Raw genomic sequence first — 24,300 nt, 5'->3', positions numbered from 1 at the left:
ACGGCGAACCGTGCCCGGACAGAGATTAGAAGCGGAAGGTCGCGGTGGCAACAACCTGACGTCCTGCGCCCCAGTAGCATGCATATTCGCTGTAGCAGCTGGAGACGTATTCACGATCGAAGATGTTGTTCACGTTGACGCCGACGGATGAGCCCGGCAGTCCAAAGCGTGCCAGGTCGTATTTCACGGTCGCGTCCGCCAGTGCGTAGCCCGCGACGTTGAACGACTGGTAGGCTTTTGACGACGAGGCAGAGTAGTAGGACACGGTGTTACCGATGTAACGGGTGCCTGCCCCTACCGTCAGACCGCTCAACGCCGTCTCGTGGAAGGTGTAATCTGCCCACAGAGACGCCATGTTACGCGGCACTTCCGCCGGACGACGGCCTTCATACCAGGTATCGTGCGTGTATTCCGCATCAGTAAAGCTATAGGAAGCCGTCACGTTCACGTTGGCAGATACTGCCGCTTTCGCTTCCAGTTCGAAACCGCGAGAGCGAATTTCACCGCCCTGTACGCTAAAGCCGCTGGTCGGGTTCGCCGGATCGGCCGTCAGGTTGTTGTTTTTGGTCAGCTGATACACCGCAGCGGTGACCACAACAGGCAGATCTTTCGGTACATACTTCACGCCCGCTTCATACTGCTTGCCGCGAGCCGGATCGAACGGTTTGCCGCCCTGGGTTGCGCCGGAAATAGGCTCGAAGGATTCGCTATAGCTGAAGTACGGCGTAATACCGTTATCAAACAGGTAGTTGATCCCGCCGCGCCAGGTGAATGCCCGATCGTTGATTTCAGCCGTCGTGTTGGAGGAACGCGTCAATGTGGACGTTTTGGCAAAATCATAGCGTCCACCCAGGGTCAGTACCCACTTATCCCACTCAGCCTGATCCTGCGCGTACAGGCCCGTTTGCTCCTGACGATTGAGCACGGCATACGGGAAGTTCACGTTGATATTGGCATTGTTGTGCTGCGGATCCGTCATGCTGATAGGGTCAGCGCTGCCGTAATCTGCATCAATATCGTTACGCATGCGCAGGTAATCGACGCCCGTCAACAGGGTATGATCCACTGCACCGGTCGCAAATTTGGACTGCAGCTGGGTATCGACCGTGAACGAGTTGAGGTTTTCATCAGAGCGCACGTACGCGCGGCTGATCTGAGCCGGTGCAATATAGCCGTTACCGTAAACGGAACGGTAAAGCGTATTGATTTTGGTGTAGCGCAGGTTTTGACGCACGGTAAAGGTGTCATCAAACTGATGCGAGAAGCTGTAGCCCACCATTTTCTGGCGACGGGAGATCTTATTGTCTTCGTCACCTTCGTTGAAATCGGTCGGCAGCTTATGCGCGTTGCCGTTGGCGTCATAGTAAGGCACAACGGTACCTTCCCGCGGCAGCCAGCCGTAATAGCCTGCATCCGGATCGCTCTGGAAGTTGCTCAGGAAAGTAAAATCGGTTTTATCGTCAGGACGCCAGCTGAAAGCAGGTGCAATAGCGTAGCGGGAAGATTTCACCATCTCCTGCTGCGCATTTTCGCTGCGCCCCAGACCGGTCAGACGGTATGACCACACGCCGTCATCATCAATCGCATCGCTGAAATCAAACCCGGTCTGCCACAGATTATCGGTACCCATTTTGAACTGAATTTCTTTCAGTGGCTCGGTGGTTGGCCGCTTGCTGACCATGCTGACCACGCCACCCGGGTGGCTTTTACCGTACAGAACGGACGTAGGGCCGCGCAGCAACTCGACGCGCTCAAGGAAATACGGATCCATGGACGCTTCAGAATAGTTATCTCCCTGCAGCTTCATCCCGTCCAGATACTGGTTGGTATTCACGGTACTGGAGGTGGTGAACCCACGAATAGAAACAACATCATACGTTGTTGACGCACCGCGTGTTGCGAACACGCTCGGCGTATAGGCCAGCGCCTGTTTAACCGTCCCCGGCTGTTTCATGTCCATCTCTTCGCGGGTGACGACAGAAATAGACTGCGGGGTTTTCTCAATCGGGGTATCGGTCTTGGTCGCCGTGGCGGTGCGTTTGGCCGCAATCGTGGGTGCCGGTCCCCAGGCACTTTCCTGTGCCGCAGGTGCTGCGGTTACCGTGATGGTTTCTTCTTTTTTCGGGGTTTCTGCCGCATGAGCATACGCGGACACGCCGGCAACCGCTGTGGCGACGACGACCGCGAGTTTACGCAGCGACGTGTTCATTGGCTGAGCAGTATTGGAAAGCGCCATGATGTTTCTCTGATGGAAAAGTGAATGATAACGTAAACGAGAATTATTATTATGAGCGCCAGAATAATATGCGAAACGCGGGTTGCATAGCAAGCAGTAAGCGGCCCTACGAGAATTAAGGGTTTAAGAAATAGACAAGAGAAAACGAAGGGTTAATCAGAGTTAAAGTGAGGGTTAACGAAATGAGGTTTACGGGTAAAAAAAGCCCCCTTCCGAGGAAGAGGGCTTTAAAAGTTAGTTACCGCCAAACATGTCCTTAATCCAGCCGGCTACGCCATCGCTGTCTTTCTTCTCATTCTGCTGCTGCGGCTGTTGCTGCTGCGGCTGCTGTGGCTGAGAAGACTGATCGAACGGGTTGCCGGTCGGCTGTTCAGGCTGGCTCTGCTGGCACAGGGAATCCGGGTTGGTTGTCCAGACCGGCAGAGTACGCATTCCGCCGCCGCAGACGAAGTTACCGGAGCTGTCCACGCCCATATCGACGATATCTTCCGGCGCGACAAGGTTCAGCGGCACCGGTGACTGATTCGCCAGATAGCGCTGGTAAATCGACATCGCCCCGCTCGCCCCGTACAGCTTGGTCGGCTGGTTGTTGTCGCGTCCTACCCAGGTAATGACCACTTCACGGCCATCGATACCGGCAAACCAGGTATCGACGTTGTTGTTGGTGGTCCCGGTCTTACCTGCCAGATGCAGGCCCGGATACTTCGCACCCAGTTGACGACCCGTACCGCGCTGCACCACCTGCTGCATCGTCCACAGCGTCATGTAGGCCGCCTGAGCAGGAACGGCACGCTCCGCCTGCGGGAAGCTCTGATACAGCACGGAGCCATCTTCGGCAATCACCGAACGCAGGGCGGACAGCGGCGCGCGGTTACCGCCGCTGGCGATGGTCTGGAACGCCTGCGCCACTTCGATCGGCGTCAGGTTAAGCGCCCCGAGGATCATCGCCGGCACCGGGTGCAGCTGATCTTTCGCCACGCCCAGCTTCTGCCAGGTATCGACAATGGCCGGCAGGCCCAGCGACATGCCCAGGTTTACCGTCGGCACGTTCATGGAGCGCGTCAACGCATCCACCAGCATCACCTGACCGCTGAACTGCTTATCGTCGTTCTGCGGTGACCACACCTGGCCGTTAGGCTGGCGCAGGGAGATAGGCGCATCCGCAATCCAGGTATTCAGACGATACTGGTTTGGCTGACTCAGGGCAGTCAGATAGGTCGCCGGTTTTGCCAGAGAACCGATCGAGCGACGCGCCTGCATGGCACGGTTGTAGCCTGCAAACTGCGGCTCGGCACCGCCCACCATCGCACGAACTTCGCCGGAGTTGCGGTCAACCACCACCATCGCGGTTTCAAGATCGGAGAGCTTACGCTGTTTCTTCAGCGCCGGAATACCTTCCACCGCCGCTTTTTCTGCCGCATCCTGCGCCACGGAGTCAAAGGTGGTGAAGATCTTCACGCCGGAGAGATCTTTGACCTTATCGCCAAGCTTGCTTTGCAGCTCCTGACGCACCAGCTGCATAAACGCAGGCTGAGGCGAGATCACCCCACCGCGCGGCTGAACGCCAAGCGGACGTGCGCTCAGCATGTCGTACAGCTCCTGGTCGATCACCTGCTGTTGTTGCAGCAGACGCAGCACCAGGTTACGACGCTCCAGGGCCAGTTTCGGGTTACGCCACGGGTTATAAATGGACGCCCCTTTCACCATGCCCACCAGCAGCGCCTGCTGATCCAGGCTCAGCTCTTCCACCGGACGACCAAAGTAGTACAGGCTCGCCAGCGGGAAGCCGCGGATTTCGTTATCGCCGCTCTGACCGAGGTACACCTCGTTCATATACAGCTCAAGGATACGATCCTTGCTGTAGCGCGCGTCCATCAGCACGGCCATGTAGGCTTCGTTCGCTTTACGCCAGTAAGAGCGTTCGCTGGAGAGGAAGAGGTTTTTCACCAGCTGCTGAGTCAGCGTACTCGCTCCCTGCACGGTACGACCGGCAGTCAGGTTCGCCAGCACCGCACGACCAATCGAGTAGAGGCTGATGCCGTCGTGCTCGTAGAAGTGACGGTCTTCGGTCGCCAGCAGCGTATCGACCAGCAGATCCGGGAAGCCGTTACGCGCCACGAACAGACGCTGCTCGCCGTTTGCCGACGAGAGCATGGTGATCAGACGCGGATCGAGACGGAAGAAACCGAACTGGCGGTTGTTATCCATGTTCTCGATGGTATCCAGACGATCCCCGTCAAAGGTCAGACGCGCGCGCACCTGACCCTCTTTGCTGTCCGGGAAATCAAACGGACGACGGATCATCTCAATGCTGTTCGCCTGCACGGTAAATTCGCCAGGGCGCGTCATTTTTGACACCTGACGATACTGGGTGGCTTCCAGCAGTTTTACCATTTCGTTTTTCGTGATGGACATATCTGGCTCAAGGTTCACCATACGGCCATACACTGCCGCAGGTAACTGCCAGACTTTACCGTCGATACGGCTGCGGATCTTCTGATCCAGATACACGCCGTAAATTGCCATCAGCACAACAAAAACAATAAAGAGCTTCAGCAGCAGCCAGAACCAGCCGCGTTTGCCCCGAGGCTTGCGCCCTTTGCCTTTCCCTTTACGCGGCATCGGTTCTTCATCCTCATCATCGTCTTCATAGTCATCGTCATAGTCCTCATCTCTGAGGCGACGACGGCTTACTTTTTCTTTCGCCGGACGCGTTGGTTTTCCCTTACGTCCTATTGGCTCGCGGTCATTCCCCGCCATGCTTTTTCTCCGCAACTTTCAGGCGCAAAGGCCAGATTTTCTTTTCTTTCACAGGCCTGTGAAAGAAGAAATCTCTCAAAATTAGTTCTCCCTCTCCCTGTGGAAGAGGGCCAGGGTGAGGGCATCAGGCCGCACATCCCGTTCAGGAATACTTCTTCGTCCGCTTCGTCGGCGCCGTATTCGCCGGATCGTCCGGCCAGACGTGTTTGGGGTACCGCCCCTTCATCTCTTTCTGCACGTCACGGTAGCTCCCCGCCCAGAACGCCCCTAAATCTCGGGTGATCTGCAAGGGGCGATGCGCAGGCGACAGCAGTTCAAGCACCAACGGCACGCGTCCTTCAGCAATAGACGGCGTGGTTGCTTCACCAAACATCTCCTGCATCCGAACCGCCAGCGCCGGCGGATTATCCTCATGATAACGGATGGCAATCCGGCTTCCGGTCGGCACAGTGTAATGCCCTGGCAGTTCACTATCCAGACGTTGACGCAATGACCAGTCCAGTAAATTCTGTAACGCAGTCTTAACATCAAGCGCCTTAAGGGCGCGCAGAGAGTGCACGCCGCTCATCTGCGGCAGTAGCCAGCGTTCAAGCGTAGCCAGCAGCGTCTCGTCATCCATCGCTGGCCAGCCCTTTTCCGGTAGCCACTTTGCGGCGCAGCGCAGGCGAATGCGGTACTGTTCCGCCTCCGGCGTCCAGTTCAGCACGCTCAGCCCTTTTTCCCGAATGCCGTTCAGCATAGCCTGATGAAGCTCGTCTTCCGACGGCTTCGCCAGCGGCTTCGTCCCGAGCGTCAGTTTCCCAATCTGGCTACGACGAAACGCCTTCAGCGTGCCCTGCGCATCATCCCACTCGACGATGTCCGATTGCTTAAGCAACTGCGGACAGCTACGGGTCAGGGCGTCAATATCGACGGCAATCGCCTGCAGGATACGCGCGTCGGGGGAGTTGCTCCCCTGCAGCAGGAGCGGCGCAATCAGCCACTCATGACGCGTCAGGGCGTCATCGCTGTCCAGCATCGCCCCCATGCCGTTTGCCAGCTGATAGCGGCCGTCCAGCCCGCGCCGACGCGCAATTCGATCCGGAAACGCCTGCGCTAACAGCCGGGAAATCCTCTCGCTGTCTGGCACGCCGCCGCGGCTGTTAAGCCGTTTGCACAGTTGCTGCGCCCGCTGCTGCCAGTTCCCCTGATTGCGTGAAAACGCCTGCCCCAGATCGCTGCAGCCACCGCGCGGCGGCTCCTCAAGGATAGCCGCCAGTTTAGCCGCCGTGGCAATTTCATCATCCCCTTGCGCGGCCACCAGCATCGCGGCCAGACGCGGATCGTTGCCCAGCGCCGCCATTTTCTGGCCGCGTACCGTCAGACGTTCGCCTTCCAGTACGCCAAGCTCAGTCAACAGACTGCGCGCAGCAGCGAGGTTAACGGCAGGGGGAGAATCAAGCCAGGTAAGCTGTCCAGGATCCGGACAGCCCCACTGCAGCAGATCCATCACCAGGCCCGACAAATCACTTTGTAAAATTTCCGGCGTGCTTTGCTGCGCCGCGCGTTCTGCCTGTTCCGCGCTGGTCAAATGCAGGCAAATCCCCGGCTCAAGACGCCCCGCACGGCCCGCGCGCTGCACCATTGACGCCTGGCTGATGCGCTGCGTCAGGAGTTTAGTCAGCCCGGTACGCGGGTCAAAGCTTGCCACCCTCTCCTGCGCGCTATCCACCACCAGGCGAATACCTTCGATGGTCAAACTGGTTTCAGCGATGTTGGTTGCCAGCACCACCTTGCGCTGCCCCACCGGGGCGGGAAGGATAGCTTTACGCTGCTCCTGTAGCGACAGCGCGCCGTAGAGCGGGCACAGCAGTACATCACCGCCTACGCGAGAGGAAAGCTGCTCCTGCACGCGCTGGATCTCACCGACACCCGGCAAAAACAGCAGCAGGGAACCGGGCTCCTGGCGCAGCAGTTCAGCGGTGGCAACGGCGACCGCCTCGTCAAAACGCAGGTGGGAGGGAAGCGGTTGATAGCGGCGTTCAACAGGAAACGCCCGCCCTTCAGAGCTGATGACCGGCGCATCAGGTAGCGCCTGCCGTAGCCGCACATTGTCCAGCGTCGCCGACATTATCAGCAGACGGAGATCGTCGCGCAGCCCCTGCTGAACGTCCAGCAACAGCGCAAGGGCCAGATCCGCCTGCAGGCTGCGCTCGTGGAATTCATCCAGGATCACCAGCCCGATGCCGGTCAGCTCCGGATCGTTTTGCAGCATCCGGGTGAGAATCCCCTCGGTGACCACCTCAAGGCGCGTGGTCGGGCCCACGCAGGTCTCAGCGCGCATCCTGTAACCTACCGTTTCGCCGGGTTTTTCATTCAGCAGTTCCGCCAGGCGCTGCGCCACGTTGCGCGCGGCCAGCCTGCGCGGCTCCAGCAGGATAATTTTCCCGCTGATGTTCCCGTCTTTCAGAATTTGCAGCGGCAGCCAGGTGGACTTACCCGCCCCCGTCGGGGCATTCAGCAAAACCTGCGAGGCATGACGTAAGGCAGCGAGGAGGTCAGGAAGAACGACGGCGACCGGCAATGAGGACACTAACAGCTCCAGAGGGTTAACATTAGTCGGCGTACATTGTAGCATCGGCGCATATCATTACCGAGTCCTCCGTATGCCTGAGTCGAAACGGCTGTTTTTTGCCATTGAATTGCCCACAACACTACAGCGTCAAATTGTTCGCTGGCGCGCCGATCGCTTCCCGCCGGAAGCCGGTCGTCCTGTCGCGGCGGCTAACCTGCACCTGACGCTGGCCTTTTTGGGCGATGTCAGTGCCGAAAAACAGCGGGCGTTAGCCGCAATGGCCGGGCGTATTACCCAGCCGGAATTTACGCTACACCTCGACGACGCGGGTCAGTGGCTGCGTTCGCGTGTGGTCTGGCTGGGGACGCGTCAGCCTCCGCGCGGATTATTACAGCTGGCGAACATGCTGCGCGCGCAGGCGGCGCGCAGCGGCTGTTATCAAAGCCCACAGCCGTTTCATCCGCACATCACCCTGCTGCGCGATGCCGGTCAGGCCGTTGCCATCCCGCCGCCGGGTTTTCACTGGGCCTTTCCGGTCAACACATTCGCGCTTTATGAATCCGTCTTTGCACAGGGACGCACCCGCTATACGCCGCTACAGCGCTGGACGCTGGGCAACACCGAAAGGAACTCTGATGAAGTTTAGTCCTCCCCTGCAGCACGCTACGCTTATCCAACGCTACAAACGCTTCCTCGCCGATGTGATCACGCCTGAAGGCGAACCGCTCACCCTGCACTGCCCCAATACCGGTGCCATGACGGGATGCGCGACGCCGGGTGACAGGGTCTGGTATTCCACATCAGAAAATACTAAACGCAAATATGCCCATACCTGGGAAATGACCGAAACCCAGAACGGGGCATTTATTTGCGTTAATACCCTGCGCGCCAATCAACTGGTTAAGGAAGCGCTGACCCATGGCGTAATTCCCGAACTGGTCGGTTATGGCACGCATAAAAGCGAAGTGAAATATGGCGATGAAGGCAGCAGAATTGACTTCATGTTACAGGCGGAAGACAGGCCGGAGTGCTATATTGAAGTGAAATCAGTGACGTTAGCGGAACAGGAAAATGGCTACTTCCCGGATGCGGTAACGCTACGTGGCCAGAAGCATCTGCGAGAGCTAATGAGTGTTGCGGCGGCGGGCAAACGCGCCGTATTGCTGTTTGCAGTGTTGCATTCAGCCATTGAACGTTTCTCCCCTGCCCGCCATATTGATCCTAAATACGCGCAATTGTTGAATGAGGCACAAAAGCAGGGGGTAGAGGTTTTCGCTTATAAAGCGGAACTTTCTGCCGATAATATGACTCTGAGATCCTCTCTTCCCATTGTCTTATAAGGGATTAGACGATTGACGATTAAGTGTTCTGGCCGCGTGCGCAAATACGCTTTTCCTCACAGGCTTGTCAAGTGTTACGTTTAGATAATTGCCATACGGAAAAGCATCTGCTATTTATAGCGACCTGATTTTTCCCCCAACACGGGGATCGATAGTGCGTGTTAAGGAGAAGCAACATGCAAGAAGGGCAAAACCGTAAAACATCGTCCCTGAGTATTCTCGCCATCGCTGGGGTGGAGCCGTATCAAGAGAAACCGGGCGAAGAGTATATGAACGAAGCCCAGCTGTCGCACTTCAAGCGTATTCTTGAAGCATGGCGTAATCAACTCAGGGATGAAGTCGATCGCACCGTTACTCATATGCAGGATGAAGCTGCTAACTTCCCGGACCCGGTAGACCGTGCCGCTCAGGAAGAAGAGTTCAGCCTCGAACTGCGTAACCGTGACCGCGAACGCAAACTGATCAAAAAGATCGAGAAAACGCTGAAAAAAGTCGAAGACGAAGATTTTGGCTACTGCGAATCCTGCGGTGTTGAAATTGGCATTCGTCGCCTGGAAGCGCGTCCAACCGCCGATCTGTGCATCGACTGCAAAACGCTGGCCGAAATCCGCGAAAAACAGATGGCCGGTTAATACCAGCGCTGTTTACACACTCCAAAGGCGGGGGTCTCTCCCGCCTTGTTACTGTTGATATGTCTGAATCACACTATATTGGGCGCTTCGCGCCATCTCCTTCCGGTGAATTACACTTCGGCTCATTAATTGCCGCGCTCGGCAGCTACCTGCAGGCTCGCGCCCGCCAGGGAAAATGGCTCGTCCGCATCGAAGATATTGACCCTCCGCGTGAAGTTCCCGGTGCAGCAGAGACCATTCTGCGTCAGCTGGAACATTACGGTCTTCACTGGGATGACGAGGTTCTGTGGCAGTCAAAGCGTCATGAGGCCTATCGGGAACGTCTGGCCTGGCTTCGCGCTCAGGGGCTTTCCTATAACTGCACCTGCACCCGCGCGCGCATCCAGAGCGCAGGCGGCGTTTATGACGGCCACTGCCGCACGCTGAACAACGGTCCTGAAAATGCCGCCGTGCGCATCAGACAGCACTCCCCGGTGATGCACTTTAATGATTTACTCTCCGGTGAAATTCATGCCGATGAACGTCTGGCGCGTGAGGATTTTATTATTCACCGTCGCGATGGCCTGTTCGCCTACAACCTGGCCGTGGTGGTGGACGATCATTTTCAGGGCGTGACGGAAATAGTGCGCGGGGCGGATCTGGTCGAGCCGACCGTGCGACAAATCTCGCTCTATCACCAGTTTGGCTGGACGGCACCGGATTACATTCATCTGCCGCTGGCGGTTAATGCGCAGGGCTTAAAATTGTCAAAGCAGAACCACGCCCCGGCCCTGCCAGACGGCGATCCGCGTCCTGTTTTGATCGACGCGCTGCAATTTCTCAACCAGAATGTAACCAACGAATGGCAGGATCTGCGTATTGACGAACTGCTGAAAATGGCCATTGCTAACTGGACGCTCGCGGCAGTGCCAAAAATCCAGCATTCTCAAATGCGTTGCGCTGAGCTATGATTAGCCGCTTTTTTCATAACAAAACACACTACGAGGTGTACCATTTTTACCCGAGTCGCTAATTTTTGCCGTAAAGTGCTAAGCCGCGAAGAGAGCATGGCGAACGATGCTATTGCACAGCCACACATGTCGGTTATTCCGCGTGAGCAGCACACTATTTCCCGCAAAGATATCAGTGAAAATGCCCTCAAGGTGCTCTATCGTCTGAATAAAGCGGGCTACGAGGCCTATCTCGTGGGCGGTGGGGTGCGTGATTTACTGCTGGGCAAAAAACCCAAAGATTTCGACGTGACGACCAGCGCCACGCCTGAGCAGGTGCGCAAATTATTCCGTAACTGCCGTCTCGTTGGCCGCCGTTTCCGTCTGGCTCACGTAATGTTTGGGCCGGAAATCATCGAAGTGGCGACCTTCCGCGGTCATCACGAAGCGGGCGCGTCCGATCGCACGACGTCGCAGCGCGGCCAGAACGGTATGCTGCTGCGCGATAATATCTTCGGTTCTATCGAAGAAGATGCTCAGCGTCGCGACTTCACCATCAACAGCCTTTATTACAGCGTCGCGGATTTCACCGTGCGCGATTACGTCGGCGGCATGCAGGACCTGAAAGAAGGTCTGATCCGCCTGATTGGCACGCCGGAAACACGCTACCGTGAAGATCCCGTGCGTATGCTGCGCGCCGTGCGTTTCGCCGCCAAGCTGAATATGCGCATCAGCCCGGAAACGGCAGAGCCAATCCCGCGTCTGGCGACGCTGATTAACGACGTGCCGCCTGCTCGCCTGTTTGAAGAGGCGCTGAAGCTGCTGCAGGCCGGCCACGGTTTTGAAACCTACAAACTTCTGCGCGAATACAACCTGTTCCAGCCGCTGTTCCCGACCATTACCCGCTACTTTACCGAAAACGGTGACAGCCCAATGGAGCGGATGATTGCGCAGGTGCTGAAAAATACCGATACCCGCATTCGCAACGACATGCGCGTGAACCCGGCGTTCCTCTTTGCCGCGATGTTCTGGTATCCGCTGCTGGAAACGGCACAGCGTATTACCCAGGAGAGCGGGCTCGCCTATTACGATGCGTTCGCGCTGGCCGCCAACGACGTGCTGGACGAAGGCTGCCGCACGCTCGCCATTCCGAAACGGATTACCACCCTGGTGCGCGACATCTGGCAGCTTCAGCTGCGCATGTCCCGTCGTCAGGGCAAACGCGCCTGGAAGCTGATGGAGCATCCTAAATTCCGCGCGGCCTTCGATCTCCTGTCGCTGCGCGCGGAAATTGAACGCAACCAGGAGCTGCAGCGTCTGGCGCAGTGGTGGGCTGAATTCCAGGTCTCCGCCCCGCCAGAGCAGAAAGATATGCTGACCGGGCTGGATGAAGAGCCGGAACCGCGTCGCCGTCATCGTCGCCCGCGCAAACGCGCGCCGCGTCGTGAAGGAACAGCATGACCCTCGCGTATATCGCCATCGGCAGCAATTTAGCCTCTCCGCTGGAGCAGGTGAAGGCTGCCGTACAGGCGCTGGGCGACATCCCACAGAGTCGGATCGTGGCGGTCTCCTCGTTCTACCGCACACCGCCGCTGGGGCCACAGGATCAGCCAGACTACCTTAACGCCGCTGTGGTCCTTGAGACTGAACTGGGTCCCGAAGCGCTGCTGGACAATACCCAGCGTATTGAGCTTCAGCAGGGCCGTGTACGCAAAGCCGAACGCTGGGGCCCCCGCACGCTCGACCTCGACATTATGCTGTTTGGTCACGAGACGATTAACACTGAACGTCTCACCGTTCCGCATTACGACATGAAAAATCGCGGGTTTATGCTCTGGCCACTGTATGAAGTTGCCCCTTCCCTTACCTTCCCTGACGGGCTCTCGCTAAAGGCCGTTCTCAACGGTCTCGGTGCGGAAAAACCCGCTCGCTGGTAAAGCCGTTTTTTTATTGGTTAACCATAAAATATTTGTGGTTAATCGATTGCCTAAAATCATTGTTCCCTCGAATGTTACTGTTAGAATGCGCAAAGATTCGCTTTTGGGCTATCAGGAAACAGTATGAAACCAACCACCATCTCCTTACTGCAGAAATGCAAACAGGAAAAAAAACGCTTCGCCACCATCACCGCGTATGACTACAGCTTCGCCAAACTGTTTGCCGAAGAGGGGATCAACGTCATGCTGGTCGGGGATTCGTTAGGGATGACGGTACAAGGACATGATTCCACCCTGCCGGTGACGGTTGAGGACATCGCTTACCATACCCGCGCCGTGCGCCGTGGCGCTCCAGCCTGTCTGCTGCTTTCCGATCTGCCGTTTATGGCCTATGCCACGCCGGAACAGGCATTCGAAAACGCGGCGGCAGTGATGCGTGCCGGTGCCAATATGGTCAAAATTGAAGGCGGCGCCTGGCTGGTTGATACGGTGAAGATGCTCACCGAGCGCGCCGTGCCGGTGTGCGGGCATTTAGGCCTGACGCCGCAGTCCGTGAATATCTTCGGCGGCTACAAGGTGCAGGGCCGCGGCGATGCCGCCCAGACGCTGCTGGATGATGCTCTGGCGCTGGAAGCCGCAGGTGCACAGCTGCTGGTGCTGGAGTGCGTGCCGGTTGAGCTGGCGAAACGCATCACCGACGCGCTGTCCATTCCGGTGATTGGTATTGGTGCAGGCAACGTCACCGACGGTCAGATTCTGGTGATGCACGACGCCTTCGGGATCACCGGCGGACACATCCCGAAATTTGCCAAAAATTTCCTCGCCGAAGCGGGCGACATGCGCGCTGCGGTCAGGCAGTATATTGCCGACGTTGAATCCGGTGTTTACCCGGGTGAAGAACACAGTTTCCATTAAGGAGTCTCGTTGTGCTAATCATTGAAACCCTGCCGCTGCTTCGCCAGCATATCCGCCGCGCGCGTCAGGAAGGTAAACGTATCGCACTGGTCCCGACCATGGGCAATCTGCATGACGGCCACATGAAGCTCGTCGACGAAGCCCGCGCGCGGGCAGATATCGTGGTGGTCAGTATCTTCGTGAACCCCATGCAGTTTGACCGCGCAGACGATCTGGCGCGCTACCCGCGCACCCTGCAGGAAGATTGCGAGAAGCTCAAAAAACGCCACGCGGATATCGTCTTCTCACCTGCACCGGCGGATGTTTACCCGCAGGGTACCGAAGAGGCAACCTACGTTGACGTCCCGGGCATTTCCACCATGCTCGAAGGCGCGAGCCGCCCGGGCCATTTCCGCGGCGTTTCCACCATCGTCAGCAAGCTGTTCAACCTGGTACAGCCGGACGTTGCCTGCTTTGGCGAGAAAGACTTCCAGCAGCTGGCGCTGATCCGCAAGATGGTTGCGGATATGGGTTACGATATCGAGATTGTCGGCGTACCGATCGTACGCGCAAAAGACGGCCTGGCACTCAGCTCGCGTAATGGCTACCTGACCGCCGAACAGCGTAAAATCGCGCCGGGTCTCAGCAAGGTCATGAACACCATGGCTGAGCAGATGCTGGCAAAAGAGTTAACAGCAGAAGAGATTATCGCCCTTGCCGAGCAGGCGCTTAACGATAAGGGGCTTCGTGCTGACGACGTACAAATTCGTGATGCTGATACGCTGCTGGAATTAACCCAGAACAGCAAGCGCGCAGTCATCCTGGTGGCGGCCTGGCTAGGTCAGGCGCGTCTGATTGACAATAAAGTGGTTGAGCTGGCGTAGTTCCTTTCACCCCTGATAATTATAGGTAAACGTAATGATTCGCAAAATGCTGCAAGGTAAGCTTCACCGTGTGAAAGTCACGCAGGCCGACCTGCACTATGAAGGCTCCTGCGCCATTGACCAGGATTTCCTTGATGCAGCAGGTATCCTCGAAAACGAAGCGATTGATATCTGGAACGTGAACAACGGTAAACGCTTCTCTACCTACGCGATTGCCGCCGAGCGCGGTTCTAAAATCATCTCCGTTAACGGCGCTGCGGCGCACTGCGCGGACGTGGGTGATATCGTGATCATCGCCAGTTTCGTGATGATGTCTGACGAAGAAGCACGTCGCTGGCAGCCTAAAGTCGCCTACTTCGAAGGCGACAATGACATGAAGCGCACCGCAAAGGCAATTCCGGTTCAGGTTGCCTGATATTTATCCCTGCGGCTGATTGCTGATCAGCCGCGACATCGTCTCCAGCGAATCCGTTCTTAAGATATACAGGCGCTTCAGTAAGAACGGATTATCCCCCGGTTTGACCTTCCCTCGTACCGTCGTCACCGCCAGATGGAACCCGGCGTCATTCGCAGCTTTAATCGCCTTATCGTCATAACCGCCGAAGGGATACGAGAGGTAAAGGACGTGCGGGTTGAACTGCGCCAGGTCCCGACGCGAGCGCTTAAAATCAAACAAAATATTGTGATAGCTGCGGCTCAGTAAAATGGGCTGATGGTTGTCGTCGACACGGTGCAGGAAGTGCGTGTGGGACTGATAGTCAAACACGTCATGCATCTGCTCCAGCTCCGACACGCTCATAAACTGCAGGAATTTTGGCGCCCATTTTTGCGGGTGGCGCTTGATGCGCGACGAGATGATGAACGCCGTCGCCTTAAAGCCATACGCTTTGAGGATCGGGTAAGCATAGCGGTTAACGGACTTCAGGCCATCGTCGAAGGTAATCACCACCGATTTCGCCGGCAGGTTCATCCTATTGCGCACATACCCTTCCAGCTGATACAGGGTCAGGGTGGTATAGCCCTGATCGCGCAGCCAGGTCATCTGGTTGTTGAACGCACGCACGCTGGTGGTCGTGGAGGTATGGCGAAAACGGGTGTTCTCTTCGTCGCGCAAAATATGGTGGTAGGTAATGACCGGAATGCCGTTATCTTCCTGCGCGTCCAGGCTGCTGATCCAGGCCAGGCGGTTGCCGATGCGGATCTGGAACCAGGTCTGATTGAGGCGATCTTTGAGCTTGTTCAGGATCGGATAGCGAAGATTGGCGCTTAAGGTGCCGAAGGGTGCGCTACCGTTGTTCGGGGCGTTATAAACGGGCGTGTCTTTCCACGTTATCAGGTTTTGATTGCTCAGCGGTTTATTCAAATCCCCCAGGCCATCCTCGACGCGCTGTTTGCCCTGCACCGGCTCCAGGTGCCCCTTGTCGATAAAGCCCGTGCCAAATCCGAAGCGAAATTCATAGTAGTCCGCCGCCGCAGGCACCACCGCAAGGATCTGCCCTGCCCGCACGTTGCCGACGTTAATGACGCTGTTGCCGACCTGCGCCCAAATCGCCGCATCTTCGGTGGTTTGCATATATTGAGCAGGCAGTCTTTGCTGACTTAATAAACTGGCAGAAGAAGTGCCGGAGACGAACATCAATAGCAGGAAAACAATACGCGTGAACATGAGGGTCTTATTCGAAGCGGAAATACTTATGCCATTGTAGCAAAAGCGACATCAATACCAATGTTTAATTCTTATACAGGTCATGAAGCAGGACAAAGGGGGGATTTTTTTGCTGCTGATGCCACAAGCTGCTGACGCCCGGTGTACCCTGCGCGACGATAGCGTTACGGAACGCCGCGCTGGTTAATGTTTCGCGCTGGGGATACATCATTTCAAGCAATGGAAGGCTAATACCGGAGATTACCTCGCAGCCGTCGTGCTTATGGCTCATCAGAGCCGCAGCACGGTACGGCGCCGCGCCGGATTTATCAGTAAGAAAAATCACGCCCTCTCCGGTGTCGGTTTCATGCAGGGCATCGCACATCATCCGGCCAAGCATGTTGGTGCTCAAGCCGCGCCAGTAGTTGACGGCGCGACACTGTGGCAGTGGACCAAACCTGGCTTCCAGCTTCAGCAGCATGTCCTGCGCCCGTTCATCGTGGCAGGTGATAACCCATCCCAGCATAACTCTCTCCTTAGCAGGCAAGTAGTTTAGCGGAGTGAAGGTTAGCTTACGGTGATAACTGTCAAAGAAAATGCCCGGCAAACAGAATGTCGCCGGGCTGAGGGCTAGCTGCGCAGACCGCGTCCGCGCTGGATCAGGTACCAGCACAGCAGGTAGAAGACGATGATGAACACCGCCAGCACCGCCACCGTGGTAAACAGCGGCACATCGGTGATGCCGAGGAAGCCGAAGCGGAAGCCGCTGATCATGTAGACGATCGGGTTCAGGTGCGACAGCGCCTGCCAGAACGGCGGCAGTAGCGTCAGGGAGTAGAACACCCCGCCAAGATAGGTCAGTGGCGTCAGCACGAAGGTCGGGATCAGGCTGATGTCGTCAAACGTTTTGGCAAACACGGCGTTCAGCAAACCGGCCAGCGAGAAGAGGATTGCCGTCAGGAGCAGCGTCAGCGCGACGAACAGCCAGGAGTGCACCTGGAACGGGACAAAGAACAGCGAAATCGCCGTGACCAGGATCCCGACGCACAGCCCGCGCGCCACGCCACCGCCGACGTAACCGGCAATGATCACATGCGTTGGCACCGGTGCCACCAGCAGCTCTTCAATATTGCGCTGGAACTTGGCGCTAAAGAACGATGACGCCACGTTGGCATAGGCGTTGGTGATCACCGCCATCATGATCAGGCCCGGCACGATAAACTGCATATAGGTAAAGCCGTGCATCTCACCAATCCGGGAACCAATCAGGTTACCGAAGATGATGAAATAGAGCGTCATCGTGATGACCGGCGGCACCAGGGTTTGCACCCAGATGCGCATAAAGCGGTTAATCTCTTTCGCCCAAATGCTTTTCAGCGCGACCCAGTAAAGATGCGTCATGCCTTGTCTCCTTGTTTATCCTGCACCAGAGAGACAAACAGCTCTTCCAGTCGGTTCGCTTTGTTACGCATACTTAAGACCTGAATACCCTGCGCGCTCAGCTGTGAAAATACGCTGTTGATGCCCTGCTCGCGCAGCACTTCCACTTCCAGCGTCGAGGTATCGACGAGGCGGTATTGATAGCCTTCGAGCTTCGGCAGCGGGCTCTTTGCCGCCAGATCGAGAATAAAGGTTTCTGACTTCAGCTTGGAGAGGAGGTTCTTCATCGAGGTGTTTTCCACCAGCTCGCCGTGCTGAATGATGCCGATGTTGCGGCACAGCATTTCTGCCTCTTCCAGATAGTGGGTGGTCAGAATAATGGTGGTGCCTTTGTCGTTGAGGTCTTTGAGGAAGCCCCACATGGAGCGGCGCAGTTCAATATCGACACCCGCCGTTGGCTCATCAAGAATCAGCAGTTTTGGCTCGTGCATCAGCGCGCGGGCAATCATCAGGCGGCGCTTCATCCCGCCGGATAACATCCGGGCGCGTTCGTTACGCTTTTCCCACAGGTCGAGCTGCTTGAGGTATTTTTCGCTCCGCTCCAGGGCCTCTTTACGCTCAACGCCGTAATAACCCGCCTGGTTAACGACGATCTGCTGCACCGTCTCAAACGGATTGAAGTTGAACTCCTGCGGCACCAGACCCAGCTGGCGCTTGGCGTTCACCACATCTTTTTGCAGGTCGTAACCAAAGACGCTCACCCGGCCGGAGGTTTTATTGACCAGCGAACTGATAATCCCAATGGTGGTCGATTTCCCCGCGCCGTTCGGCCCCAGAAGCGCGTAAAAATCACCGGCCTCTACTTTTAGATCTATTCCGCGTAGCGCCTGAACGCCGCCCGGATAGGTTTTTTTAAGCTGCTCAAGCTCCAGTGCAATTGCCATGAAATTAACTTACCTTCAGTTCTGACACACGTTGTGTGGTTTCATTAAAAGTCGGGTTACCCTATAGTAGCGCAACGCAATTACTCGGTTACAGGTCGCTAACCTCCATGAACAACATAGATACACTCATCAGCAACAATGCACTATGGTCAAAAATGCTGGTGGAGGAAGACCCCGGATTTTTTGGAAAACTCGCGCAGGCGCAAAACCCACGCTTTCTCTGGATTGGATGCTCCGACAGCCGCGTACCGGCGGAGCGCCTGACCGGCCTTGAGCCCGGCGAACTGTTTGTTCACCGCAACGTTGCCAACCTGGTGATTCACACCGATCTCAACTGTCTTTCTGTTGTTCAGTATGCCGTTGACGTTCTGCAAGTCGAGCACATCATCATTTGCGGCCACTACGGCTGCGGCGGCGTGCAGGCGGCGGTTGAAAACACGGAGCTGGGGCTCATTGATAACTGGCTGCTGCACATCCGCGATATCTGGTTCAAACATAGCTCACTGCTGGGCGAAATGCCGCAGGAGCGTCGCATGGATACCCTGTGTGAACTCAACGTGATGGAGCAGGTGTATAACCTGGGCCACTCAACGATCATGCAATCGGCGTGGAAACGCGGGCAGAAGGTCTCGATCCACGGCTGGGCGTACGGTATTCACGACGGTCTGCTGCGCAACCTGGAGGTGACCGCCACCAACCGCGAAACGCTGGAGCAGCGTTACCGTTCGGGAATTGCCAACCTTCAGCTTAAGCACGTAAACCATAAATAAAGCCGGGTAGCGGCTGCGCCTTACCCGGCCTACATGTGCCCATTCGTAGGCCCGGTAAGCGCAGCGCCACCGGGCAACAAACCGCAATTATTCGTCCAGCAATACCACTTTCCCAACATACGGCAGATGGCGATAACGCTGTGCGTAGTCAATGCCGTAACCGACGACGAATTCGTCAGGAATAGAGAAACCGACAAACTCTACCGGCACCTGCACTTCACGGCGGTCAGGTTTATCCAGCAGGGTGCAAATCGCCAGCGATTTTGGCTCACGCAGGCTCAGGATCTCGCGCACTTTTGACAGCGTGTTGCCGGAGTCGATGATGTCCTCAACGATCAACACATCTTTACCACGAATATCTTCATCCAGATCTTTCAGGATTTTCACATCACGGGTGGTGGACATGCCGCTGCCGTAGCTGGAGGCGGTCATAAAATCGACCTCATGGGGCACGTGCACTTCACGGCACAGGTCGGCCATGAACATGAAAGAGCCGCGCAACAGACCGACCAGCACCATTTCGCTGCCGCTGTCCTTGTAATGTTCGGTGATTTGACGACCCAGTTCGGCGATACGCGCTTTGATCTCGGCTTCCGGGATCATCACTTCAACAGTATGTTTCATATTACTAACCAAATGATTTTAATGAAAATCTCTCAATACGGATGAGTTAATATCCAGCACTGATACGCAAGCCAGCCATTATATCAGCAAATGGATAACCCTGGCGTATGAGTTATAAAAAGCAAATATTGTGATTCCGATCACACTTGTTAATACCTATAATTAGTTGCTAGCAAATTATTAACAAAAACTGACGAGTACACTTTCTATGGCTGAAACAAACTCTAAACAGCCGCGTCTACTGGTGACATTAACAGCGCTATTCGCCGCCTTCTGCGGCCTGTACCTGTTAATCGGTGGCGTCTGGCTGGTCGCGATCGGCGGCTCCTGGTACTACCCGATTGCGGGCCTGGTTATGCTTGGCGTAACCGTCCTGCTCTGGCGTAGAAAACAATCTGCACTGTGGCTGTATGCCGCACTCCTTCTTGCCACCATGATCTGGGGCGTCTGGGAAGTCGGCTTTGACTTCTGGGCGCTGACGCCGCGCAGTGACATCCTGGTCTTCTTCGGTATCTGGCTGATCCTGCCGTTCGTCTGGCGTCGCCTGATCGTGCCGTCCAGCGGTGCCGTTGCGGCGCTGGTGGTGGCGCTGTTGATCAGCGGCGGTATCCTGACATGGGCTGGCTTTAACGACCCGCAGGAGATCAACGGTACGCTGAACTCAGAATCCACGCCTGCGGCAGCGATCTCACAGGTTGCTGACGGCGACTGGCCTGCCTATGGTCGTAACCAGGAAGGCCAGCGTTACTCTCCGCTGAAGCAGATCAACGCGGACAACGTTAAGAACCTGAAAGAAGCCTGGGTATTCCGTACCGGCGACCTGAAGATGCCGAACGATCCGGGGGAACTGACCAACGAAGTGACGCCAATTAAAGTCGGCGATATGCTTTATCTGTGTACGGCGCACCAGCGTCTGTTCGCGCTCGACGCGGCCACCGGTAAAGAGAAATGGCACTTCGATCCGCAGTTGAACTCCAACCCGTCCTTCCAGCACGTGACCTGCCGTGGCGTCTCTTATCACGAAGCGCGCGCCGATAATGCGAGCCCGGAAGTGGTTGCCGACTGTCCGCGCCGCATTATGCTGCCGGTCAACGATGGTCGTCTGTTCGCCATCAATGCCGAAACGGGCAAGCTGTGTGAAACCTTTGCCAACAAAGGTATCCTGAATCTGCAGACCAATATGCCGGACACCACGCCGGGTCTGTACGAGCCAACCTCGCCGCCCATCATCACCGATAAAACCATCGTGATTGCCGGTTCGGTAACGGATAACTTCTCCACCCGTGAAACCTCCGGCGTTATCCGTGGTTTCGACGTGAATACCGGTAAGCTGCTGTGGGCCTTCGACCCGGGCGCGAAAGATCCGAATGCGATCCCGTCGGACGAGCACACCTTTACCTTTAACTCGCCAAACTCCTGGGCACCTGCTGCGTATGACGCGAAGCTGGACCTGGTCTACCTGCCGATGGGCGTTACTACGCCAGATATCTGGGGCGGTAACCGCACGCCGGAGCAGGAACGTTATGCCAGCGCTATCGTGGCATTGAACGCGACCACCGGTAAGCTGGCCTGGAGCTATCAGACCGTACACCACGATCTGTGGGATATGGATATGCCGTCCCAGCCGACGCTGGCGGACATTACCGTTAACGGCAAAACCGTTCCGGTGATTTACGCCCCGGCGAAAACCGGCAACATCTTCGTACTGGATCGCAGCAACGGCAAGCTGGTTGTGCCGGCACCGGAAAAACCGGTTCCGCAGGGTGCGGCGAAAGGTGATTACGTCAGCAAAACCCAGCCGTTCTCCGATCTGAGCTTCCGTCCGAAGAAAGACCTCAGCGGGGCAGACATGTGGGGTGCCACGATGTTTGACCAGCTGGTGTGCCGCGTGATGTTCCATCAGCTGCGCTATGAAGGCATCTTCACGCCGCCTTCTGAGCAGGGCACGCTGGTCTTCCCGGGTAACCTGGGGATGTTCGAGTGGGGCGGGATCTCCGTTGACCCTAACCGTCAGGTCGCTATTGCTAACCCGATGGCGCTGCCGTTCGTTTCCCGTCTGATCCCACGCGGTCCGGGCAACCCAATGGAGCAGCCGAAAGACGCGAAAGGCAGCGGTACCGAAGCCGGTATTCAGCCGCAGTATGGCGTACCGTTCGGCGTAACGCTGAACCCGTTCCTGTCGCCGTTTGGTCTGCCGTGTAAAGAGCCTGCCTGGGGTTACATCTCCGGTCTGGATCTGAAAACTAACCAGATCGTGTGGAAAAAACGTATTGGTACCCCGCAGGACAGCATGCCGTTCCCGATGCCGGTTCCTGTGCCGTTTAATATGGGTATGCCAATGCTGGGTGGCCCAATCTCCACCGCCGGTAACGTGCTGTTCATCGCGGCAACCGCAGATAACTACCTGCGCGCGTACAACATGACCAACGGTGAGAAACTGTGGCAAGGCCGTCTGCCTGCGGGTGGACAAGCCACGCCGATGACCTATGAAGTGAATGGCAAGCAGTACGTTGTCATCTCCGCGGGCGGTCACGGTTCGTTTGGCACGAAGATGGGCGACTATATTGTCGCGTATGCACTGCCTGACGAAAACAAGTAACTGAAAAGCCCGGTGGCGCTTACGCTTACCGGGCCTACGGGTACACTATGTAGGCCGGGTAAGGCGAAGCCGCCACCCGGCTTTTTTTATACGGTAAAGCCCAGCATCATCCCCGTATCTTCATGCTCCAGCAGATGGCAGTGCGCCATATAGGCAAACTCCTTCGGCGCATCGTGGTCAAACTTCACCAGCACCTCGCTGACGCCGCCTTCCACCTTCACCGTATCCTTCCAGCCCGCGCGATGCGCGTCCGGCGCTTTGCCGTTCTCAGAAAGAATGCGGAACTGCGTACCGTGAATATGGAACGGATGCAGCATCATGTCCCCTTCACCTGAAATCACCCAGCGCTCAAACTGCCCTTTTGTCGCTGCAAACATCGGCGTGTTCATGTCGAACGCTTTACCGTTGATCATATTGGCGTTATGGAAATCAAAGCCATGGTCGCCGTGATTCATGTTCCCCATTCCACCCATTTTGCCGTGGTCCATATTCATGTGGCCCATCATCTGCCCGTGATGCATCCCCGCCATCGCCTTATCACCATATTTCGCCATCAGCGCCTGCATGCCCATCATATCGAGCATCGGGTTCATGGAGAGCTGCAGTTTGCGTTGCGTAAGCCCATCAAGCGACGGAAGGGCCGGCAGAGTGGTTAACGTATCAGGCAGCGTGCCGGAAGCGGTCACCTGTAACGGCTGAATACGCAGCACCGGATGCGGCTTGTCAAACGGCGCGACCGCCATCCCCATCTGACTAACCGGCAGGGTCACGAGGTCAAACGCCTTGCCGTCGCTGATATCCACCAGCACCTCAAAACGCTCCCCCATCAGCATCGGCAGTTCGTTGACCTTCACCGGCGCAGGCAGCAGCCCGCCGTCGCTGGCGACCACGTACAGCGGACGCTTATCGCTGGCGGCGAAGTTGAGTGAACGCGCGTTACAGCCGTTAAGCAGACGCAGTCGCAGCCAGCCTTTCGGCGCAGCGTGCTGAGGATAAATGGCGCCGTTGGTCAACAGCGTGTCGCCAAACCAACCTACCGCCGCGCTCATCACGTCCAGTTGGTAGTCAATTTGCCCGTCAGCGGTGAATTTCTTGTCCTGCACAATCACCGGCACATCGTCGATGCCCCACTGTTTCGGCAGGCGCAGCAGGCGGCTCTCATCGTCTTCAATCAGCACCAGTCCCGCCAGCCCCATCGCCACCTGATGGCCCGTTTTGCCATGCTGATGCGGATGGAACCAGCAGGTCGCCGCACGCTGGTCGGGCGTAAAGGTGACGCTGCGCGAACCGCCTGCTTTGATGATGCCCTGCGGCCCGCCGTCTACCTCGCCCGGCACTTCCAGTCCGTGCCAGTGCACCGTCGTCTCTTCAGCAAGCGTATTGTGGATATCCACCGTCACCGCCTTCCCTTTGCGCAGCTGCAGCGCCGGGCCGAGCAGATTGCCGTTATAGCCCCAGGTTGTCGCGTTGTGCGCACCGAACAGCGTGCTGCCGGACTGAACAACAAGCTTGATACGGCTACGGGCATCCGCGGTCAGCAAATCAGGGATGGGTAAGGCAGGCCTGTCAGCCGCAAAAACCGCGCGGCTCCAGAGAGGCAATGCGCTGGCAGCACCCAGAGCCACGGAATATTTTAAAAAATCACGACGTTGCATGTTCATTTCCTTATTTCCAGCAGGCGATCTTTTGAGCATAAACCCTCCCCTTACCGGAAGGTCAAGTAAAGCGGCAATAATAAAGATCGTCGCACTGGCATCAAGTATGCTAACGTTAATTTTCCGTGAAGAAGTGGTAGAAGCAATGAAGACGTTTTTCAGGACAATTTTGTTCGGTAGCCTGATGGCAATGTGTGCGAACAGCTATGCGCTAAGTGAAAATGAAGCGGAAGATATGGCCGATTTAACGGCGGTTTTTGTATTCCTGAAAAATGATTGTGGCTACCAGAATTTACCCAACGGGCAAATTCGCCGCGCGCTGGTCTTTTTTGCCCAGCAGAACCAGTGGGATCTCAGCAACTACGACAGCTTCGACATGAAGGCGCTCGGCGAAGACAGCTACCGTGACCTAAGCGGTATTGGCATTCCCACCTCTAAAAAATGCAAAGCGCTGGCTCGCGACTCACTCAGCCTGCTCGCCTACGTCAAATAACCTTCCCGACGCCTCCTGTTGAAC

Annotated in this window: 21 protein-coding genes; 12 read left to right on the top strand and 9 right to left on the bottom strand. The window is 56.6% G+C overall.

What is annotated here, in order from left to right; all coding sequences use genetic code 11:
• Positions 1–25 precede the first annotated feature (25 nt).
• The 3 genes from fhuA to hrpB form a co-directional block, all read right to left on the bottom strand.
• Positions 26–2,236: a ferrichrome porin FhuA gene (gene fhuA / locus BMW97_RS18470; protein WP_045907822.1), complete on the bottom strand. Its 2,211-nt coding sequence runs from the start codon at positions 2,234–2,236 to the stop codon at positions 26–28.
• Between the two features lie 234 nt (positions 2,237–2,470).
• A complete protein-coding gene (mrcB, locus tag BMW97_RS18465; protein WP_045907821.1) occupies positions 2,471–4,996 on the bottom strand; it encodes a bifunctional glycosyl transferase/transpeptidase in 2,526 nt (841 codons plus the stop codon).
• A gap of 142 nt (positions 4,997–5,138) precedes the next feature.
• Entirely contained in the window at positions 5,139–7,568 is a 2,430-nt protein-coding gene (gene hrpB, locus BMW97_RS18460; protein WP_090393063.1) for an ATP-dependent helicase HrpB, read from the bottom strand.
• A gap of 73 nt (positions 7,569–7,641) precedes the next feature.
• Here hrpB and thpR point away from each other — a divergent pair, with 73 nt between their 5' ends.
• From thpR to panD, 9 genes are all read left to right on the top strand, one after another.
• Positions 7,642–8,196 carry an RNA 2',3'-cyclic phosphodiesterase gene (gene thpR, locus BMW97_RS18455; RefSeq protein WP_045907819.1) on the top strand — a complete coding sequence of 185 codons (555 nt, stop codon included), beginning with the start codon at positions 7,642–7,644 and terminating at the stop codon, positions 8,194–8,196.
• Positions 8,186–8,890 (top strand): DNA/RNA nuclease SfsA, encoded by a 705-nt coding sequence (gene sfsA / locus BMW97_RS18450; protein WP_039265695.1) that lies wholly within the window; start codon positions 8,186–8,188, stop codon positions 8,888–8,890. Before thpR ends, sfsA begins: the two co-directional genes overlap by 11 nt.
• Before the next feature lie 176 nt (positions 8,891–9,066).
• On the top strand, positions 9,067–9,522 hold the full coding sequence (gene dksA, locus BMW97_RS18445) for an RNA polymerase-binding protein DksA (RefSeq protein WP_001155232.1): 456 nt from the start codon (positions 9,067–9,069) through the stop codon (positions 9,520–9,522).
• Positions 9,523–9,581: 59 nt separating this feature from the next.
• Positions 9,582–10,472, top strand: coding sequence for a tRNA glutamyl-Q(34) synthetase GluQRS (gene gluQRS, locus BMW97_RS18440; RefSeq protein WP_045907818.1), 891 nt, complete (start codon positions 9,582–9,584; stop codon positions 10,470–10,472).
• A gap of 42 nt (positions 10,473–10,514) precedes the next feature.
• Complete coding sequence (pcnB, locus tag BMW97_RS18435; RefSeq protein ID WP_080347332.1) at positions 10,515–11,912, top strand: polynucleotide adenylyltransferase PcnB; 1,398 nt, start codon at positions 10,515–10,517, stop codon at positions 11,910–11,912.
• Positions 11,909–12,388 (top strand): 2-amino-4-hydroxy-6-hydroxymethyldihydropteridine diphosphokinase, encoded by a 480-nt coding sequence (gene folK, locus BMW97_RS18430; RefSeq protein ID WP_045907816.1) that lies wholly within the window; start codon positions 11,909–11,911, stop codon positions 12,386–12,388. Before pcnB ends, folK begins: the two co-directional genes overlap by 4 nt.
• A 123-nt stretch (positions 12,389–12,511) precedes the next feature.
• Entirely contained in the window at positions 12,512–13,303 is a 792-nt protein-coding gene (gene panB / locus BMW97_RS18425) for a 3-methyl-2-oxobutanoate hydroxymethyltransferase (RefSeq protein WP_008501941.1), read from the top strand.
• Positions 13,304–13,314: 11 nt separating this feature from the next.
• Positions 13,315–14,166, top strand: a complete 852-nt coding sequence (panC, locus tag BMW97_RS18420; protein WP_008501942.1) for a pantoate--beta-alanine ligase — start codon at positions 13,315–13,317, stop codon at positions 14,164–14,166.
• 34 nt (positions 14,167–14,200) lie between these two features.
• Positions 14,201–14,581 (top strand): aspartate 1-decarboxylase, encoded by a 381-nt coding sequence (gene panD, locus BMW97_RS18415; RefSeq protein ID WP_006810068.1) that lies wholly within the window; start codon positions 14,201–14,203, stop codon positions 14,579–14,581.
• A 3-nt stretch (positions 14,582–14,584) separates the two neighbouring features.
• Here the strand turns inward: panD and BMW97_RS18410 are convergent, their stop codons facing one another.
• The 4 genes from BMW97_RS18410 to BMW97_RS18395 form a co-directional block, all read right to left on the bottom strand.
• A complete protein-coding gene (locus BMW97_RS18410; protein WP_045907815.1) occupies positions 14,585–15,832 on the bottom strand; it encodes a polysaccharide deacetylase family protein in 1,248 nt (415 codons plus the stop codon).
• A gap of 64 nt (positions 15,833–15,896) precedes the next feature.
• The gene (locus BMW97_RS18405) at positions 15,897–16,337 is read right to left on the bottom strand and encodes a PTS sugar transporter subunit IIA (RefSeq protein ID WP_045907814.1); all 441 of its coding nucleotides are present in this window, start codon (positions 16,335–16,337) and stop codon (positions 15,897–15,899) included.
• 104 nt (positions 16,338–16,441) lie between these two features.
• Positions 16,442–17,212 (bottom strand): ABC transporter permease, encoded by a 771-nt coding sequence (locus BMW97_RS18400; protein ID WP_032675960.1) that lies wholly within the window; start codon positions 17,210–17,212, stop codon positions 16,442–16,444.
• On the bottom strand, positions 17,209–18,135 hold the full coding sequence (locus tag BMW97_RS18395) for an ABC transporter ATP-binding protein (RefSeq protein WP_008501946.1): 927 nt from the start codon (positions 18,133–18,135) through the stop codon (positions 17,209–17,211). Before BMW97_RS18395 ends, BMW97_RS18400 begins: the two co-directional genes overlap by 4 nt.
• A 107-nt stretch (positions 18,136–18,242) precedes the next feature.
• On the opposite strand from BMW97_RS18395, the gene can reads away from it, so the two are divergent.
• Positions 18,243–18,905: a carbonate dehydratase gene (can, locus tag BMW97_RS18390; RefSeq protein ID WP_008501947.1), complete on the top strand. Its 663-nt coding sequence runs from the start codon at positions 18,243–18,245 to the stop codon at positions 18,903–18,905.
• Positions 18,906–18,992: 87 nt separating this feature from the next.
• Here can and hpt read toward each other — a convergent pair whose 3' ends face one another.
• Positions 18,993–19,529, bottom strand: coding sequence for a hypoxanthine phosphoribosyltransferase (gene hpt / locus BMW97_RS18385; RefSeq protein WP_008501948.1), 537 nt, complete (start codon positions 19,527–19,529; stop codon positions 18,993–18,995).
• Positions 19,530–19,737: 208 nt separating this feature from the next.
• Between hpt and BMW97_RS18380 the strand changes: the two genes are divergently transcribed.
• Complete coding sequence (locus tag BMW97_RS18380) at positions 19,738–22,128, top strand: glucose/quinate/shikimate family membrane-bound PQQ-dependent dehydrogenase (protein ID WP_045907813.1); 2,391 nt, start codon at positions 19,738–19,740, stop codon at positions 22,126–22,128.
• Positions 22,129–22,214: 86 nt separating this feature from the next.
• On the opposite strand, the gene cueO is transcribed toward BMW97_RS18380, so the two are convergent.
• The gene (gene cueO / locus BMW97_RS18375) at positions 22,215–23,783 is read right to left on the bottom strand and encodes a multicopper oxidase CueO (RefSeq protein WP_090393061.1); all 1,569 of its coding nucleotides are present in this window, start codon (positions 23,781–23,783) and stop codon (positions 22,215–22,217) included.
• A 145-nt stretch (positions 23,784–23,928) separates the two neighbouring features.
• On the opposite strand from cueO, the gene BMW97_RS18370 reads away from it, so the two are divergent.
• Entirely contained in the window at positions 23,929–24,276 is a 348-nt protein-coding gene (locus BMW97_RS18370; protein WP_045327862.1) for a YacC family pilotin-like protein, read from the top strand.
• The last annotated feature ends 24 nt before the right edge of the window (positions 24,277–24,300 follow it).

It is taken from the genome of Enterobacter sp. NFIX58, assembly GCF_900110475.1.
GTDB lineage: Bacteria > Pseudomonadota > Gammaproteobacteria > Enterobacterales > Enterobacteriaceae > Enterobacter > Enterobacter quasiroggenkampii.
Note: the sequence above shows the minus strand (reverse complement) of the source record. Positions and strands in the feature narration are given on the sequence as shown.

What these genes read in the sequence shown, in the direction of transcription:
- fhuA (WP_045907822.1), bottom strand. Translation starts at nt 2,236, where the DNA reads ATGGCGCTTTCCAATACTGCTCAGCCAATGAACACGTCGCTGCGTAAA.
- mrcB (WP_045907821.1), bottom strand. Translation starts at nt 4,996, where the DNA reads ATGGCGGGGAATGACCGCGAGCCAATAGGACGTAAGGGAAAACCAACG.
- thpR (WP_045907819.1), top strand. Translation starts at nt 7,642, where the DNA reads ATGCCTGAGTCGAAACGGCTGTTTTTTGCCATTGAATTGCCCACAACA.
- sfsA (WP_039265695.1), top strand. Translation starts at nt 8,186, where the DNA reads ATGAAGTTTAGTCCTCCCCTGCAGCACGCTACGCTTATCCAACGCTAC.
- dksA (WP_001155232.1), top strand. Translation starts at nt 9,067, where the DNA reads ATGCAAGAAGGGCAAAACCGTAAAACATCGTCCCTGAGTATTCTCGCC.
- gluQRS (WP_045907818.1), top strand. Translation starts at nt 9,582, where the DNA reads ATGTCTGAATCACACTATATTGGGCGCTTCGCGCCATCTCCTTCCGGT.
- folK (WP_045907816.1), top strand. Translation starts at nt 11,909, where the DNA reads ATGACCCTCGCGTATATCGCCATCGGCAGCAATTTAGCCTCTCCGCTG.
- panB (WP_008501941.1), top strand. Translation starts at nt 12,512, where the DNA reads ATGAAACCAACCACCATCTCCTTACTGCAGAAATGCAAACAGGAAAAA.
- panD (WP_006810068.1), top strand. Translation starts at nt 14,201, where the DNA reads ATGATTCGCAAAATGCTGCAAGGTAAGCTTCACCGTGTGAAAGTCACG.
- BMW97_RS18410 (WP_045907815.1), bottom strand. Translation starts at nt 15,832, where the DNA reads ATGTTCACGCGTATTGTTTTCCTGCTATTGATGTTCGTCTCCGGCACT.
- BMW97_RS18405 (WP_045907814.1), bottom strand. Translation starts at nt 16,337, where the DNA reads ATGCTGGGATGGGTTATCACCTGCCACGATGAACGGGCGCAGGACATG.
- BMW97_RS18400 (WP_032675960.1), bottom strand. Translation starts at nt 17,212, where the DNA reads ATGACGCATCTTTACTGGGTCGCGCTGAAAAGCATTTGGGCGAAAGAG.
- BMW97_RS18395 (WP_008501946.1), bottom strand. Translation starts at nt 18,135, where the DNA reads ATGGCAATTGCACTGGAGCTTGAGCAGCTTAAAAAAACCTATCCGGGC.
- can (WP_008501947.1), top strand. Translation starts at nt 18,243, where the DNA reads ATGAACAACATAGATACACTCATCAGCAACAATGCACTATGGTCAAAA.
- hpt (WP_008501948.1), bottom strand. Translation starts at nt 19,529, where the DNA reads ATGAAACATACTGTTGAAGTGATGATCCCGGAAGCCGAGATCAAAGCG.
- BMW97_RS18380 (WP_045907813.1), top strand. Translation starts at nt 19,738, where the DNA reads ATGGCTGAAACAAACTCTAAACAGCCGCGTCTACTGGTGACATTAACA.
- cueO (WP_090393061.1), bottom strand. Translation starts at nt 23,783, where the DNA reads ATGCAACGTCGTGATTTTTTAAAATATTCCGTGGCTCTGGGTGCTGCC.
- BMW97_RS18370 (WP_045327862.1), top strand. Translation starts at nt 23,929, where the DNA reads ATGAAGACGTTTTTCAGGACAATTTTGTTCGGTAGCCTGATGGCAATG.